The organism is Pantoea pleuroti (assembly GCF_014156615.1).
GTDB classification, from domain to species: domain Bacteria; phylum Pseudomonadota; class Gammaproteobacteria; order Enterobacterales; family Enterobacteriaceae; genus Pantoea; species Pantoea agglomerans.
This window is the reverse complement of sequence record NZ_SBFD01000005.1, coordinates 316,807-331,787: the sequence shown is the minus strand read 5'-3', so window position 1 is coordinate 331,787 and position 14,981 is coordinate 316,807. Positions and strand designations below refer to the sequence as shown.

Annotated in this window: 14 protein-coding genes and 4 pseudogenes; 7 read left to right on the top strand and 11 right to left on the bottom strand. The window is 46.7% G+C overall.

Features of this window, described 5'->3' with window-relative positions:
- The first annotated feature begins 1 nt into the window (after position 1).
- Positions 2-862, top strand: coding sequence for a ketose-bisphosphate aldolase (locus EPG66_RS14615; RefSeq protein WP_064704867.1), 861 nt, complete (start codon positions 2-4; stop codon positions 860-862).
- 123 nt (positions 863-985) lie between these two features.
- Here EPG66_RS14615 and EPG66_RS14610 read toward each other — a convergent pair whose 3' ends face one another.
- The 3 genes from EPG66_RS14610 to EPG66_RS14600 form a co-directional block, all read right to left on the bottom strand.
- The gene (locus EPG66_RS14610) at positions 986-1,570 is read right to left on the bottom strand and encodes a DJ-1/PfpI family protein (protein WP_182687330.1); all 585 of its coding nucleotides are present in this window, start codon (positions 1,568-1,570) and stop codon (positions 986-988) included.
- A 356-nt stretch (positions 1,571-1,926) separates the two neighbouring features.
- Positions 1,927-2,703 carry a CDP-diacylglycerol diphosphatase gene (locus EPG66_RS14605; protein ID WP_425497031.1) on the bottom strand — a complete coding sequence of 259 codons (777 nt, stop codon included), beginning with the start codon at positions 2,701-2,703 and terminating at the stop codon, positions 1,927-1,929.
- 189 nt (positions 2,704-2,892) lie between these two features.
- A complete protein-coding gene (locus EPG66_RS14600) occupies positions 2,893-3,249 on the bottom strand; it encodes a putative T6SS immunity periplasmic lipoprotein (protein ID WP_182687326.1) in 357 nt (118 codons plus the stop codon).
- A 755-nt stretch (positions 3,250-4,004) separates the two neighbouring features.
- On the opposite strand from EPG66_RS14600, the gene EPG66_RS14595 reads away from it, so the two are divergent.
- Positions 4,005-4,697 (top strand): helix-turn-helix transcriptional regulator, encoded by a 693-nt coding sequence (locus EPG66_RS14595; RefSeq protein ID WP_083070387.1) that lies wholly within the window; start codon positions 4,005-4,007, stop codon positions 4,695-4,697.
- A 14-nt stretch (positions 4,698-4,711) separates the two neighbouring features.
- Here the strand turns inward: EPG66_RS14595 and EPG66_RS14590 are convergent, their stop codons facing one another.
- The 6 genes and pseudogenes from EPG66_RS14590 to EPG66_RS14570 all read right to left on the bottom strand — a co-directional run.
- A complete protein-coding gene (locus tag EPG66_RS14590; protein WP_182687324.1) occupies positions 4,712-5,350 on the bottom strand; it encodes an acyl-homoserine-lactone synthase in 639 nt (212 codons plus the stop codon).
- A gap of 591 nt (positions 5,351-5,941) precedes the next feature.
- Positions 5,942-6,115: pseudogene (locus EPG66_RS23335) on the bottom strand (DUF8093 domain-containing protein); the annotation flags it as partial.
- A 611-nt stretch (positions 6,116-6,726) separates the two neighbouring features.
- A complete protein-coding gene (locus tag EPG66_RS14585) occupies positions 6,727-6,948 on the bottom strand; it encodes a tlde1 domain-containing protein (RefSeq protein ID WP_343055227.1) in 222 nt (73 codons plus the stop codon).
- A gap of 41 nt (positions 6,949-6,989) precedes the next feature.
- Positions 6,990-7,319 (bottom strand): endoribonuclease SymE, encoded by a 330-nt coding sequence (gene symE / locus EPG66_RS14580; RefSeq protein ID WP_182687322.1) that lies wholly within the window; start codon positions 7,317-7,319, stop codon positions 6,990-6,992.
- Positions 7,320-7,839: 520 nt separating this feature from the next.
- Positions 7,840-8,163, bottom strand: a pseudogene (locus EPG66_RS14575) (helix-turn-helix domain-containing protein).
- A pseudogene (locus EPG66_RS14570) lies at positions 8,147-8,393 on the bottom strand (type II toxin-antitoxin system RelE/ParE family toxin); the annotation flags it as partial. The pseudogenes EPG66_RS14575 and EPG66_RS14570, both read right to left, overlap by 17 nt.
- A gap of 203 nt (positions 8,394-8,596) precedes the next feature.
- Here EPG66_RS14570 and EPG66_RS14565 point away from each other — a divergent pair.
- From EPG66_RS14565 to EPG66_RS14555, 3 genes are all read left to right on the top strand, one after another.
- The gene (locus tag EPG66_RS14565; RefSeq protein WP_182687320.1) at positions 8,597-9,649 is read left to right on the top strand and encodes a hypothetical protein; all 1,053 of its coding nucleotides are present in this window, start codon (positions 8,597-8,599) and stop codon (positions 9,647-9,649) included.
- Complete coding sequence (locus EPG66_RS14560) at positions 9,643-9,918, top strand: hypothetical protein (protein ID WP_033759756.1); 276 nt, start codon at positions 9,643-9,645, stop codon at positions 9,916-9,918. The genes EPG66_RS14565 and EPG66_RS14560 overlap by 7 nt, the downstream gene beginning before the upstream one ends.
- Positions 9,919-10,102: 184 nt before the next feature.
- Positions 10,103-10,336, top strand: coding sequence for a MarR family transcriptional regulator (locus tag EPG66_RS14555; protein WP_182687359.1), 234 nt, complete (start codon positions 10,103-10,105; stop codon positions 10,334-10,336).
- A gap of 481 nt (positions 10,337-10,817) precedes the next feature.
- Here EPG66_RS14555 and EPG66_RS14550 read toward each other — a convergent pair whose 3' ends face one another.
- Together EPG66_RS14550 and EPG66_RS14545 are read right to left on the bottom strand one after the other, a co-directional pair.
- Complete coding sequence (locus EPG66_RS14550; protein ID WP_182687318.1) at positions 10,818-12,344, bottom strand: DUF2235 domain-containing protein; 1,527 nt, start codon at positions 12,342-12,344, stop codon at positions 10,818-10,820.
- Positions 12,345-12,454: 110 nt separating this feature from the next.
- Positions 12,455-13,569, bottom strand: a pseudogene (locus EPG66_RS14545) (IS3 family transposase).
- Positions 13,570-13,775: 206 nt separating this feature from the next.
- Here EPG66_RS14545 and brxA point away from each other — a divergent pair.
- Positions 13,776-14,378: a BREX-1 system protein BrxA gene (brxA, locus tag EPG66_RS14540; RefSeq protein ID WP_182687357.1), complete on the top strand. Its 603-nt coding sequence runs from the start codon at positions 13,776-13,778 to the stop codon at positions 14,376-14,378.
- Complete coding sequence (gene brxB, locus EPG66_RS14535) at positions 14,375-14,977, top strand: BREX-1 system protein BrxB (protein WP_182687316.1); 603 nt, start codon at positions 14,375-14,377, stop codon at positions 14,975-14,977. Before brxA ends, brxB begins: the two co-directional genes overlap by 4 nt.
- Positions 14,978-14,981 lie beyond the last annotated feature (4 nt).

Here is a 14,981-nt window from a genome sequence, read left to right as displayed (position 1 = left end):
TATGCTTTACAACATGAAAGATCTGCTCAGCGTTGCCCGACAGCATCAGTTTGGCGTTGGCGCGTTCAACATCGCCAGCGCGGAGTTTGGACGTGTGGCGGTTGAGACTGCCGAGCGACTGGATTCACCGCTGATTCTGGAGATCCATCCTGAAGAGATGGCCTTCACCGGCCCGGAATTTATTGGCTATCTGCGGACGCTGGCAATTCAGGCACGTGTGCCGGTGGTGATCCATCTGGACCATGGCCGCTCGCTGGAAGAGGTGATGAAAGCGATCTACGCAGGTTTTACTTCAGTGATGATTGACGCCTCCTCTCACCCTTTTGAGCAGAACATTGCGCTGACGAAGAAGATTGTCGAGATAGCGCACACGATTAATGTCTCTGTGGAAGCGGAGCTGGGCACCATCGGCGTGGCAGAAGGCAGCGGCGAAGGCGGCAGTAACGAGATTCTCTATACCGACCCACAGCAGGCCGAGACCTTTGTGCGCGAGACCGGCACCGACACGCTGGCCGTCGCCATCGGCACTTCGCATGGTCTCTACCCCAAAGGGAAGCAGCCGAAGCTGGATATCGAGCGCCTGCAGCAGATCCGTAAGGTGGTTGATATCCCGCTGGTGCTGCATGGCGGTTCGGGCAACAAAGACAGCGAGGTCGCGGAATCAATTCGTTATGGCGTCGGTAAAATCAATATCTCCAGTGATATGAAGAAGGCGTTCTTCGTGGCGCTGGAGCAGGAACTAAAACAGGGCGGGCACGAGCCTAATGCTCTGTTTGTTAAACCGATGCAGGCGGCAAGTGAAGTGGTCGCCACGAAGATGGCGCTGTTTAGTTCGGTGGGAAAAGCGGCGTTGTATCGGTAAGCCAGTTACCAGTCGTTAGTGGAACCCGGCGGCGATTCAAAGAGACACTGAGGATTCGGTGTCTCTTTTTGCTGGCATCACAACAATCAGCGCTCTGTTCGGCTGACTGAAATTCAGGGGCGTTTAGCGAGGCGACCTGTTCAGCCACGGACGGTAATAGATATGTTCAGCCTGGAAATCGACCGCACCCTTATTCCCGGTCAGGCGCAGAGCAAGCGTTAGTGCAAAATCGAAGGCGACACCCAGGCCCCGACCACTGAGCAGATTGCCATCCTCCACTACATCCTCCATCACGTATTCGCCATCTGTTACCTCAAGCCCCAGCTCACCTGAGCAGGTGTAGCGACGGCCTTTCAGCAGGTTATTTCCACCCAACACCCGGGCGGCGGCAGAGCAGATTGGCGCAATCAACATTCCCGCTTCATCATGTCTCTGGATTAAAGCAGCCACAGCAGGACTGGCGGCCAGGTTCTTAGAACCCTCAGGCCCGCCAGGCATGATCAGAGCATCGAATAAATGTGTGTCCTGTAATTCTTCAATCAGCGTATCTGTTTTAATGACGGCGCCGTGATAACTGACGATCTCACGCTGAGGCTGACAGGCAACGGTAGTGACTGTGATGCCCAGTCGGCTGAGAATATCGAGAGTAATAAACGCTTCTGCTTCTTCAAATCCTGTGGCCAGGAGTAATGCTGCATTTTTGTACATATTTCCTCCGATGATTTTAAATAAATGAAACGCTGTTTCATTTATTGGGATTCTACCAGAAGTTTCCCTCTGTCGATGACTCTGTTTAAGAGAGGCGATTTATAATGTGTGCGTGACAGGATCCTACTGGATGGATTGATCGAAAGCGGGAGCGCTGTTCTCACGAAGCACACGGGTGATCGCATCCACCTTTGCAGAACGGGGTCGCCGGGCTGCTGGCCTTTCATTACGGCATAAGCCATGTGCTGGTTTTTCTGCGCGGGCGATCGTCCTCGTCAGCCGGGTTCTTGCTGGCAGAGCGTTTGATTACAGCAGAGTGGCTGGGTCGGTGGAGGACTAAGGGTGATAAGGTTGAGTTACTTCCCGACTGCAACGTCAGCTGGCGGCGCTGAAAGAATAGCGCAGCGTTTATCCAGTAGTGACTCAACAGAGGCCCGATTGCCCTTATCCCAGCCGCGCCGGGTGGTTAGCAGGATAAATCCTTTTTCTCCCGAAAACGTCGCCGGGATGAGCGCCACGCCAGACTCTGCCAGCTGCGGCGGGGACAGCCGGAAATGGCGCGCTACGGAGGAGACAGGATAGATCCCCATCGCCGTCGGCTGCATAACGCGACGGGCATAGTAGGTGTGATTCAGCAAACGGTCGGGCAAGGGTCGCCAGTCATTATTAATATAGGGGCGCTCGGCCTGAAGCTGGCGATAGACATCCTCCCGCAGGCAGGTCAGATGAATATGCAGTTGATTCTGGCTGCGGCCATAAGCGGAATTCAGCGCCATGCCGATCCGATCCTCAGGCACCCTGGCCCCATAGGCCGCCATCAGACGATAGCGCATTAACCAGGCGTAGCCGAAATAGTCAGGACGCCCGGGGCGCGACAGCGCAATGCTCTCAATGCCGGACATCGCCACCGTCGGCACCAGAATAAAGTGCAACCTGTGGCGAGGATTCTGGATGATGCTGTAGCCCTGCGTGCTGTCCTGCGGCAGATAGATTTGCTGGCAGGGTGCCGGATCGCGACGATAGTGATAGTTATTCATGCAGAGGTCATGCGTGACCGTCCACAGCGCGTCAGAGCGGGCGCATCCCACCAGTAGCAGCGCGATGACCAGTGGCAGAGAACGGCATCGCCACAACAACTTCCCGTTCAGCGGATGGCGTCCGGTCAGGCGACTCAATGCAGGTACAACCTCATCAACAAGGGTTCATATTGAGGGAGCGTTTATCCAGTTTAGTACGGAGCCAGTGGTAACCAGCTTCGGGTTGGTTAGTATAGCGCTGGTGTTGCAGGGTGGTTAGGGCAACTGAGTGAATGTTCTGCCTCCTTATTCTTTGGAATAAGAAAAATCAGCAGTGACTAAATGCGACGCTGATTTATCAGATTGAACATCACAGGCGAAATAATAACGTTCTCCAGTTGTGAACTTAAATCCAAACACAGGAAGACACTCACCTTTTGGAATATAAACAGGTTTGTCATCAAAAACCTTGTGAAGAGAGTTGCTTTTATCGCTGTTGATTTGAATGGCAGTAATCCTTTCTTGTGGCTCCAGTGGCGACACCACACAAACTTGCTTGTCTTTGATAAATGCCGTTGTAGATTCGCGCTCCACCATTCGGTCGCCAGGCCCAGGGCATCCCGTTAAGAGAAATACGACACCCGGCATCATCTTGTTTTTCATGATTAACGCCCCTTCCCTGTTACGCTTTTCTGATAAAGCGTGGGGACATCCTGCAACATATCATTGCCCCTGTACATCCCCATGCGCCCTGGCCTCTGATAGAAAGACCACTTACTCATCCCATAAACCAGTAGTAACCAATAATCAGCTAAAATAGAGACTTGCTGTTCAGGAGAGTAATCAGGTTACTGGCCTACTTACACGACCTGATGTGCCTCCTGCTGATTAACACTCGCTTGTCATCACCTATATGGCCAGTGAAAGCGCAGGCGTTAAGCCGGCTGCAGGGTTGACCTGAACGTTTGCCATCAGGCCGTATGTCCGAAACCCACAGGGGTTAGCGCAGCAGAACTGACGACCCGGTAACGCCGGGGAGCCGAAGGAGAGCATGAGAATCAGGATTTAAAAATCGTCAGCAGTCAGATACTGACTCGGTGTCTGTTTAATTACGCCTGCCAGCATGAGTTTTGTTATGAAAAATGCTGCTGTCGGTTCACTCCAGTCCGCAATAACTTAAAATCGCGAATCATTATTCGAATTTTTCTGCTGTCCCCGCAGATTTTTGTGAATCCCGATAATCCATCTGTAGTCTTGTAAGCTGGTCTTTCCATCCGTTTTGTAAAGCAAAAATATCCAGGATATTGCTGGCAGATGTCATTTGCACTGTCTGTTAGCTGGATTAAAATACGATTAGCAACAGCTAACGAAGCGGATTATACTGGTTTATCCACTCATCCCGGATGGTAGATACTGACGTGAAGGATACATACTACAACGATACAAGAATCAATTTGTTAATCCAGAATGAACTGAATGCATTCTTTGAGGATTACAAGGGTGTTATCTATGCCTACGCCATTATGAACAAGAAAGACCCTTCACAGATGCGTATTATTAATAACAACCCTGAGTGGTTCGATATATACCTTGAAAGAAAATATCAGTTTATTGATCCTGTCATTATTCAGAGTTTACGTTGTATTGAAGATTTTTTTTGGGAAAACAATGTCATTCTGTCAGGCGGCTACAATCTCACGCGAATTTTCAATGAAAGTTTTCAATATAATATCTTCCAGGGGCAGACATTCCCTCTGCATGACTACCTGAACAACCTGGCTTTGCTATCCATTATCAGCCAGAAAGATGCTGGTATTGACATGGAAAAAAATCGTTCGAAAATAGTTAGCTTTCTTATTAACTTGCATCAGAAGACGCTTAACTTATACAGTCAACACCATCAGAAAAAGAACGTTTTTTTGTCACCGCGTGAGCGGCAAATACTTAAGTGGGTCGGCGCCGGGAAAACATACGCCGAAGTTGCGGTCATTTTATCTATTGCGGAACGCACCGTAAAATTTCATATGGGCAACGTCATGAAAAAGCTCGGAGTGAATAACGCCACACATGCGGTAAAACTTGGAACGGAGCTCCGGCTGCTGGACAACTGAGCCAGCGTTACTGGTTAAAGATGGCGTAAATGCCGGGACATCTCACGAAGCCAGCCACTGGCTTTGTCTCTGGTGATAATATCTTCCACGATGCTCATGCTGGCAGGCATGAAAATGTAGTAGATAACTTCCCCTTTTTCAGAAAGGCCTTTCTGAATAACTTCTATTTTCCAGTTTGCATGGCGAAATATTGCATACATGCCGCGACTTGCCACAGCGTACATCCCCCGATAGTTTCTCTTCATGCAATAAAAAATCATTGCAAGGAATAACACTTTACTGGCGGGAAAGCCATGAAGGCCTGCAGAGTCACGTCTTTCTTTATCTAAAAACAGCCGGCTAATCTCACAACAGGGGATATCTGTGGGGAGACCACTTATACCCTCGAAATATTCATGAAAAATTTCGCTCATCATCGTCGGCTGCGTTGAATCTATAAACCGTGCACCACATAGCAACTTCCCGTTATGCATGCCCAGCAGGTAAGTCGTATTTTCGTTGTCAAATTGATCCTTTTCCATGCCGTCAATGCATTCGACTTTCCAGTCGAGTCTCTCACGAAATGTTTTTCTTCTGAGCCGGTAGAGTTCGGTTGCTAATTCTGGCGGAAATGCATCGTAATCACGCAAAAAAAACTCAATAGCAGAATTCATTCATTCATTCCTGATAATCACACATGGGAACCATTACCCCTGTCTTTTAAGACAGCTTTTATTACACCTGCGCAGACCCTATACTTAAAAAAGTACCTGACCACCAGTCACTCACCATGCTTAGCGGTCAGGAGGTCAAAGACCAAGTCAACACCAGGGAAAACCCACCCGCGATTATCTGATATTTCAGGTACCGGGTACAGAGTGCAATAAGCGCTCAAACGATAATTATATTAAAATACGAAAAACATCAATTAACTATAGTTTAATTATTGCCCTTTATAATTTTAAGGGGCAAGCTTTCCTGTTGAATTGACTAAAGCAACTATTATCTAATCTGTGATACAGGTTAACCAGGGGTTTCCCCGCCTGACACTAATCAGTTGCTGAAGACATCGCCACCAAACTGTTCAGCCGTTATACGAAACCCCTCACCATTATCGTTACAGATACCGCCAGCAGCGAGTAACCGACCGACTTTTTTGATGTTAAGCGTTCCATAGATTACTGGCTGTCTCCCGCCTCCCACGCTGAGCTGCCTTAATGAAGTTGGCGCAGTTTTTCCGTCAGAGCGTCGGTGATCGCGCTTACTCACTGCATGATTAAACGCACCGATAGTGTTTTGGCTCCACCGAATCTGAAGGCATTTTCATTGCCGCAAATTAACTTACCGTTGTCGTCAATGTAAAACAGCCCGGCGGACAGAACACACACATCATTCAGGCATACCACATCACCACACTCTATCATGGCTTTTAGTTGTTCCTTTGACCGCTCTACGTGTCTGGATAGCGTTCCGGATTATCTCTCGACAGGCAAATAAGACGGTTTTCTGGCAGACTCAATCCCATATAAACATCCCTGTGTGGTCTCTTTCATTCCCAGGGGATAATCGGACTGCAGGAAAGTGAATTAAACAATCAGGCAACGAAAATCCGATGTCCCGGTGGTGGATACACCAGAAAACGGTGAGCAGGTTATAATGCAACTCAATCAATCACGCATGCACGTATTTTTGGGCAAGAAAACCTAAGATTTAGCCGTACATATCATAATAATTTAATACTCAATGTGAGCGAATTTAGATCATTCAATTTATAAGCAATTTTTTAACTTCTGCAGAATTAATTCACATCTTATAAAATTATTGCTTAGTGCTAAGTTGCTTCTCAATCGCTCTGACTATAATCTGATAACCAATGAGTGTTACCATTGTACATATCACTAATAGCGCAATCCCCACGAAACCCTCAATATCGCGTTGATTAAATAGCTTTGCTAACTCTGTCCAAAACTGCTGCTCTCCTTGTGTCGATGGATCTGACGGTCATACCATAAGGAACGTCATTACAAACAAAGATACTGCGATAAGTATTCTAAACCCCGCTGGGACACGTTTTGCTTCCATTTAAAACCACCTCAATTGTGCCAAAAGACATTAGTCCATTACGTAATTTAACCTGAGATGTAGAGAGTAATGCTTGCCGAATAGCGATGAAATCAGTTCTGTTTTGCAAAGTGATACAACCTAAAGATACACCAAGAGGCCCGCGAGGATGTAGCCTGAAATTCCCTCTTTCTACATTACGCTTCCTGATAGTTAACCGCTCCCGATGCGATGTCGGGAGCGGCTTTTCATTCAGACGACTTTCTGTTTACCGGTTATTACCTTAATAAACTCCTGCACCTGCTTTTGTTTCCGCGCCGACAGCTTGCATACCTGGCGCAGCGACTGCATCAGTTCGCCCTCCTGCCGGGCGGTGAGCACAATACAACCTTCCATTACCTTTACATCTACTGCTGTGCCCGTGGTAAAACCGGCAGCTTCCAGCCATTGTCCTTTCATGGTGATGGCGGGTATCCGGCTGTAATCCGGATAGCGGCTTGCATAGCTAACGGTTAATTGCCGGTTATCTGCAGGAGAGACTTCTGGTTCAGTCGGTTGTGCAATAGAATGGGCGTCAGTCATGATTACTATTCCCTATAAATAGTGATTGTGATTAGCGGCGCGGGTGTGTTGGCGCACATCCGTGCCGCGCTAAATACCTGTATATATCATCAGGAAAGAGAAGGAAAGTCCAGCTAAAAACAGAGTGAAAAAAGTAAGTTATAAAATCATTTTATTATAAAGCGTAACGTTTACCTGGCAGGAAATAATAAGAAGCGCACCAGGAAAAAACATTAATAACATTAGTCCCGGATATCAGAAATCACCAACAGCTATTCTTCCTGACTCAATAAATAGAGAATCATCAGGGAGAGTTTAACTTTCTTCCTCATTTTACTCTCCCCAGGTTACTGCACTAATCCTTACAATCTCATATTGTTGCTCATGAGATGGTGTTTCAATACATTTAAGAATTTTCCCGCCTCAATTTTTCAATGTATGGCTTAAAGCCGATCCCTCCCAATTATCGAGGTTAAAATTGTTCTTTCTGCGCCGTGATTCAGTCAGATTTCCATTTAATGCTGCAGCCAGTACAACTAACTCAAACCAATACCTTCAACCCATGCTTCTGCACTACGGTAAGCAATTTCAGCGATAATCCACCTGGACGCTTTACCCCACTTTCCCATTTCTGCATCGTTGACACACTGGTGTTCAGATAGCTGGCAAAAACGGGCTGGCTGACGTTCAGCTACTCACGCAACGCCTTAATCTCGATGGGTTGCAGCTCATCCACATTGTTGAGGCACGCTTTATCAAAGTTGCGCATCGTTTCCTGCGGGATAGCATCGATGCTTAATAATCCAGAAGCCGCGCTGTGGATGGCATCAAAAGCAGGACTCTTAAATTTACTTTTTGCAGTCATGGCAAATCTCCACCAGTTCTTTACTCTTAATCAGTGCCGTGATCTTTTCATCGCGAAGAGCAGCATAGTGCTTTGCTAACTCGCGAAATCAGGCCAGCTCGCGATTATCAATATTTGCCATATCCTGTTTGGCATAAAAGGAACGTGTAAAACCAGTGCTCCCCACCTTTCGCCAGGATAATGACGCGATCGCGATTCTGGTTCAGGCGCTTCTTGTAAACACCACCACCAGGATGATTGGTATTTTTCCTCTATGACCTCTCTGTCAGAGGTGCCAGACAATAATTTACATATAGTCCCAAAATACCTTTTGATTAGTCGCCTGGATATAGCCAGACACTTCACTCTTCTTAAATGAAGGGATAGTCTTAAACCTCACTCAACATGGATCGTTTTGTAAGCTGTGTGCAATGGTAGCGCTAATAGGGACATTATGCTTCATCACTATCAGGCAAAATCAGTGGATGATATCTACCTTGATGACTTTCCCAACATCATCCACCCGAATACGGCAGCGCGTTACCTTGAGGAGACCGCTCGGCCAAATAAAATCATCCGGGAGTGGGATTTACCGGGCAACTATGGTCTTTTTGTCAGCCGATATCGTCAGTTCCACTTTCAGCAGCCCTGGATGGCGTACCGGGACGTGCTGGATGACATTCGATTCGGGAAGGTTGTTTTACTGGGAAATGACGCAATTGGTCATGTCATTACGGGGGTGCAAACATCTTCTGGCAACCTCCGGAATGACCTGCCTTTGTTTCTCCACTCCCGGCTTAGCTACCTCATCACACATCAACTAAAACGTCCGGTGTACTGCGTTCTTCCGTCAGCACCCATTCAACATGCTCAGGCTGCAAAAACCATCAACAGTAAAGCAGCGGGTCGGCTTCTGGCCGCTGGGGGTGTTTACAACGGCAATATTGAGGGATTCAGGAAGACCGCAGAGCAACTCGGCGGGGATGCACCAGCGGGTTACGAACAGGTCATGGATAACAAGGGGTTACTTATCACCGGTGCATCTGTTGCTGCCGGGCTGACAATGGGAAGAATGCGATTTCCTGAGTTAGAGAAACCAGAGGTATTCGGGGCTAAAGGCACATTTACGTCAAGAACATTTGACCCAGAAAAAGCAGGTGGGGCAATAGAGCACCTGACAACAGACGGAATAAAAATCACTCATGAAGGGATCCAAATCGTAGAAAAACACATATCACGGTTTGATCCCGATCCTGGCAACGACTTTATGGTTTCCAGATTGAAAAAAATTGCAAACGGTGAAATACCTGCTGAAAAAGTAGACCTGAATTACTATACTCATGAGTGTCGAGAATATCAGCGTTACTGTAATTTAGGTTGGGAAACAGGCAGGCCAGCCGATGACATTGAATCTTATGATTTATGGAACAACACGCACACTGCAACTCTCGAAGATTATAGAATAACTGGCGATGACCTTTATCATCCGGATGCCCCATCATGGTAAACAACACTGAACTAAACATTCTTAAGCTGTTAGCTTCAAGAAATGACGTAAATTGGAATTGGTATAATCTTGATCGCGCTATGTCAAAGCGAAAAATGGATGGAGTGGGTAATGTTGCACGGCTTATTAGGGGCTTATCCGAAGCGGGATTAGTTGACATAATACCAAGAACCCCAGCAGGTATGGATCACTATCAGATATCAGAGCAAGGCTCTCGACTTCTGGAAGAACTTGATCATCAAGATTTAATCCAGACCGATTTATCATAACAGTCGTTTCAGGAACCGCCTCAGAAGCTCTGTTGGCGGTTCAGCCATTCATTTTTGGTTAATGGCTTGATGAAGTATCTCGCCTTAAAACATTCCGGGAAGGCGTCATTCACACTTGACATAATTTCTCATGATATCAAAGAAATACGTGTTAACCACTACAAAGCTCAACGTCCTGAAAGTCATGGCAGAAAAAGACATAGACTGGACATGGATGATACTGGATCGCACCCTTGCTACTCGGGGTATTCCCGGATTTAGCAATGTTGCGACGATAGTAACCAACCTGATGAACGATGGAATGGTAGATACTGTTTATAACGAGACCTCATCAAAACCAAGGTATCGCGTATCTGAGCAAGGACACCAGTTACTGGGACAAATCAGCAAGGCTATAAATCCATCCGATATCCCATGATTTGTGGCTAATTATTATGGATACGAGGCATCTCAGGCTTTGCCGAACGGGCCTTCACATAGCCAGGGCTATGATGAATATTTTTTCCGGGTCATGTGCAGGTAAAACCTTATCGAGACGGGATAGACCATAAGATCGACCTGCTTCTATTAACTGATGGGGATTAAGGCAGGTTGATTCCGGCTTTGGAAGCATAAATCCCAGACACAAAAAAACAGCTCTTAAGCGACTTAAATTTGCATACCTGGTGCGAAGGCCGGACTCGCCAATCACAGTTAACAACCTGATATAAATGTAATTTATTTTAGATTACCGATACTTGTACCCACAAATAAAAATCTATATAGATTACTAGCAATACTACCGCTTTGATATTTTCTCCGCACTAACCACGTAATACAACTAACGGCATACTCAGGACCTTACGCCCATCCCTCCACTGCTCCTTCCTTTCAAATTAATCAGGCTAGTTCGCAGCATTCTAATTGGGGCCAATAACCATAGCACCAATAGGCGAACGAAACGTACCATCCAACTGTTTGACGCAACGTTGATGCTGAGCTTCAGAAACAGCTTCTGAACTAACTGTCATAGGAGTTAATTCGATAAGCTGATTATCTACCCACGTTGCCATGTAACTGTCTGCCGGTGATTCCAAAAAGCTAAAAGCAATCTTAGAGCCTTCGGCTTTTATACGTTCAGTAACCTTTGGTTTGAGAAGTAAACTATTTTCACTTTTACCCATAGTGAATCTAAAGCGGAGCCGTGTAGCATCACCTTCAGGTGATAATGTTAGTGACCCTGGTTTGATGTTACTCGATACACTGATAGGTACGATTCCCTCCATTGATTTCCTTAGCGTGATAGTTGCTAGCGACGTTTCAGTCCGGTCGACATACATTCCAGACATGCGCCTGAAGTTGGCTTCCCACATCTCATTTAAGCGAATGGCAATATCCTTACGCTGTACAGTTGTCAGCGGCATAGTCTCTTTAATAACTGATGGACGATTAACAACCATGACATTGTTGGGGTTCTGGCTACCAAATAAAACATCCAGCCCTCCTCGGGAGTCATGTTTCCCTGCTAACAATGGATCATCATGGCTCTCCCAACAGTTTGTCTGAGCCAATCCCATCATGTATAAAAACTGCTCAGTCAATGTGATATATAAATCCCCGATACCTTTAGAGTAAGAAGCGCCTATATCAGAGTGAGAACCTGGCAAATAGATAGTATTAATTCTTTTTATAGGAGCGAACTGCGTACTTAGAGGTAACGGTGTTTTATCCTCATCAAGCGTTGGAACAAAAAACAAGTTCCTGGGCTCGTCTGTTGCTACAAAGTGCACGAGATAATCAACGCTCTGAGGTATGTTCAGATTAAGATGATCCTGCTGGCCAGTTGCTACTGTATCGTAAAGTAGCGCATAAAATCGCGGGCTCTTAATATGGGAATTAAAATTTTTTGCCCATTGATTGCTGGCTAAATTAATAAAATGCCTCGCAGTTGCAGCTCCTCGACTGAACCCCGTAACAAAAACTCGAATATCGGTATCAGAATTTTTCTTTAGCCACATCTTGACTTGAGTATAGAATTTTTTTTCCGCATCTGCTGCTATTTCAACACCACTTCTACCAGTAGCAGCATCAAAATAATCGATACTTTTTCCCTGCATTCCTGCTCCGGAATAGTAATTATCAGCTTGTACAAGCGCGGCTATCCTGGCAACAAGAGTCTCCCGCTCATTAGATGGTACCCTAGCGTGATCATTTAGCGTTCCATCAAAAGCAACTTTATATATTCTTACAGGTCGATTTCCAATCGGTACGGTGATCAATGGCGCGTTATTAACTTCGTATGTAATTTTTTGAATTTCTTCATAATCTGTGACTTTTACAGGTATAGAGCGACTCCCCGAAACTAATCCCGAACAAGCACTTAAAAGACCACTAATCAAAATACATAGAAGAGTAGTGCTAAGTTGATGAAGTCGCATTTCAATCATCTTTCCCCCCAAAACTGGCAAATATTCTGATCTTGAAAATTAGGACTCACTAATGATGATGCTCAAGTTGCCATAGCTTGCATGAACAGCCCCCAGTTTAGATATAACCGTCAGTTAGTAATTTCGGCTCCTTCACTTTCTGAATTTTCCTTTCTCCAGCCCGCTGCAAATTCAGACGGTGTCAGATAATTCAGCGTGGAGTGTGGGCGGCATACATTATAATATCTACGCCATTCACTAATGGTTTTCCAGGCATGACTGACATCGCTGAACCAATGTTCATTCAGACACTCATCGCGAAAGCGTCCGTTAAAACTTTCAATCAGTCCGTTCTGCATTGGCTTACCCGGCTGGATAAGTCGCAACTCCACGCCATGCTCAAAGGCCCACTGAGCGAGCGCGCGGCAGGTAAATTTCGGACCCTAATCGGTTCTTATCGTCGCCGGATAGCCACGAAAGAGCGCGATGCTGTCCAGAATACGCGTGACCTGAACGCCTGAAATACCGATAGCGGCGGTGATAGTCAGATACTCCTTCGAATCATCCACACAAGTCAGGCACTTAATCCGAAGGCCGCTGGCAAGTGCATCCATGACAAAATCCATCGGCCATGTCAGGTTCGGCACATCCGGGCGAATAAGCAGCAGCTGCCTAGACGCCAGACCTTTACGACGTCTCCTGCCGTTTACCGCTCAAGTCATTAAGATAATAAATGCAGTGAACCCGTCTGACATTAACGCAAAGGCCTATATACAGCGGAAGCTGCCACATATGTCGGTAACCAAAGCGCCGGGGTGCGAGTGCCAATTCATTGATGCTCTCAGATAACTGCCTGTCAACAGCCGGACGCTGAGCCGCATAACGACAGGGGCAAACCTGCCAGCCTACAGGCAAGACGTTGCGAAAAGCCTGTTGCCACGCACATGACTTTCACGGCTTCACGCTTTTGGTGTATCGTCAGAACTTTCGGCCCAGAGGCAACCTGAAGCGCCTCATTATCAAACATATCTCCGGCGAGCGGATACTTGAAACGCGCACTCTCCTCTTTAGTTTAGGCGACTTGAGCCGCTTCACTTCGGGTACTTCCATGCCGTCAAACTTTTAGCGCAAGGTGTAAAAGGTGGCGCCTTAAATAACATGCTAAGGCAAAACTGCCGTGCAAAACCCTGTATTCAGCCTCGCGGAGGATACTGATAAGCTGTTCGTTGTAAAAGCGCTTCTTTATGGTGATGTGCTCACATTGCTCATGAAGACACTACTATAATCGCAATGTCCTAATGAATGGGGAGCAGATCAATAGATAAGTAATCCTTTTTCGAGCCTCACTCTCGTACAAAGAGCCTTTCTCATAGCATCTGCCCCCTTCACCCATTACAATCATCGCTTGTTTTTTGCGAGCTGCATAGCAGTCTTCAAAGGGTAGAAATGACGATGAAAAACGACAAAGCATGGATTGGAGACCTGTTAGGCGGGCCGCTAATGAGCAGAGAAAGTCGAATCATCGCTGAGCTCATGCTTACCGATCCCGATGATCAGACCTGGCAAGAGCAGATCGTTGGTCATAACATTCTTCAAGCCTCCTCTGCCAATACGGCTAAGCGCTATGCCACAACGATAAAACTGCGCCTGAATACGCTTGATAAAGCGGCATGGTCACTTATTGCGGATGGGAGCGAGCGCGAGCGTCAGCAATTGCTTTTTGTCGCTCTGGTACTCCATTCACCGATTGTTAAAGACTTTCTTGATAAAGTGGTGAACGATCTACGCAGACAGTTCAAAGAAAAACTCCCTATGGATAGCTGGGATGAATTTGTGGCTAGTCATCTTCGTCAGCAGCCCGTACTCAGCAGTTACTCTGATTCATCCATCAAAAAAATGGGCAACAACCTGGTCAAAGCGCTAGCTGAAGCGGGTTATCTGGATACGCCGCGTCGGCGTAATCTCCAGTCAGTCTTTCTTTTACCAGAAACCCAGGCAACCTTACAGCGCCTTGGGCAAGAGGAATTTATTTCTATTCTGGAGGGGCAACGGTGATCGATCCCGTGCTTGAATACCGCCTGTCACAGGTTCAGAGCCGCATCAGCGAAGAACGCTTCCTCAAAAATAACGGCTCCGGCAATGACATTGGGTTTTGGATATTTGATTACCCCGCGCAGAATGAGCTTCAGGTGCGTGACCACCTGAAATATCTGTTCCGTAATCTGGAAAAAGACCATAAGTTCGCGCACCTTAATATCTTTCAGATCATTATCGATATGCTTACTGAACGTGGGTTATTTGAGCGTATCTGTCAGCAAGAAGTGAAAGTAGGTACCGAAGCGCTGAAAAAACAGCTCGTTGGCCTTTTGAACCAAAAGAAGATCGCGGATTACATAGCAAAAAAAGTCGATCTTCAGAATCAAGAATTTGTCATCCTGACGGGCATGGGCAATGCCTGGCCGCTGGTTCGCGGCCATGAGCTGATGAGCGCTTTGCAGGACGTGATGGGATTTACTCCCTTATTGATGTTTTATCCGGGAAACTATAGCGGACACGACCTCTCTCCGTTGGCGGGCATTGATTCCCGAAATTATTATCGCGCCTTCAGGCTGGTACCCGAATGCGGGCCTGCGGCGACATTGAATCCTCGTTAAAGAG

What these genes read in the sequence shown, in the direction of transcription:
- symE (WP_182687322.1), bottom strand. Translation starts at nt 7,319, where the DNA reads ATGACTGACGCCCATTCTATTGCACAACCGACTGAACCAGAAGTCTCT.
- EPG66_RS14555 (WP_182687359.1), top strand. Translation starts at nt 10,103, where the DNA reads ATGGCAGAAAAAGACATAGACTGGACATGGATGATACTGGATCGCACC.
- EPG66_RS14615 (WP_064704867.1), top strand. Translation starts at nt 2, where the DNA reads ATGCTTTACAACATGAAAGATCTGCTCAGCGTTGCCCGACAGCATCAG.
- EPG66_RS14550 (WP_182687318.1), bottom strand. Translation starts at nt 12,344, where the DNA reads ATGATTGAAATGCGACTTCATCAACTTAGCACTACTCTTCTATGTATT.
- EPG66_RS14610 (WP_182687330.1), bottom strand. Translation starts at nt 1,570, where the DNA reads ATGTACAAAAATGCAGCATTACTCCTGGCCACAGGATTTGAAGAAGCA.
- brxA (WP_182687357.1), top strand. Translation starts at nt 13,776, where the DNA reads ATGAAAAACGACAAAGCATGGATTGGAGACCTGTTAGGCGGGCCGCTA.
- EPG66_RS14565 (WP_182687320.1), top strand. Translation starts at nt 8,597, where the DNA reads ATGCTTCATCACTATCAGGCAAAATCAGTGGATGATATCTACCTTGAT.
- EPG66_RS14600 (WP_182687326.1), bottom strand. Translation starts at nt 3,249, where the DNA reads ATGAAAAACAAGATGATGCCGGGTGTCGTATTTCTCTTAACGGGATGC.
- EPG66_RS14590 (WP_182687324.1), bottom strand. Translation starts at nt 5,350, where the DNA reads ATGAATTCTGCTATTGAGTTTTTTTTGCGTGATTACGATGCATTTCCG.
- EPG66_RS14560 (WP_033759756.1), top strand. Translation starts at nt 9,643, where the DNA reads ATGGTAAACAACACTGAACTAAACATTCTTAAGCTGTTAGCTTCAAGA.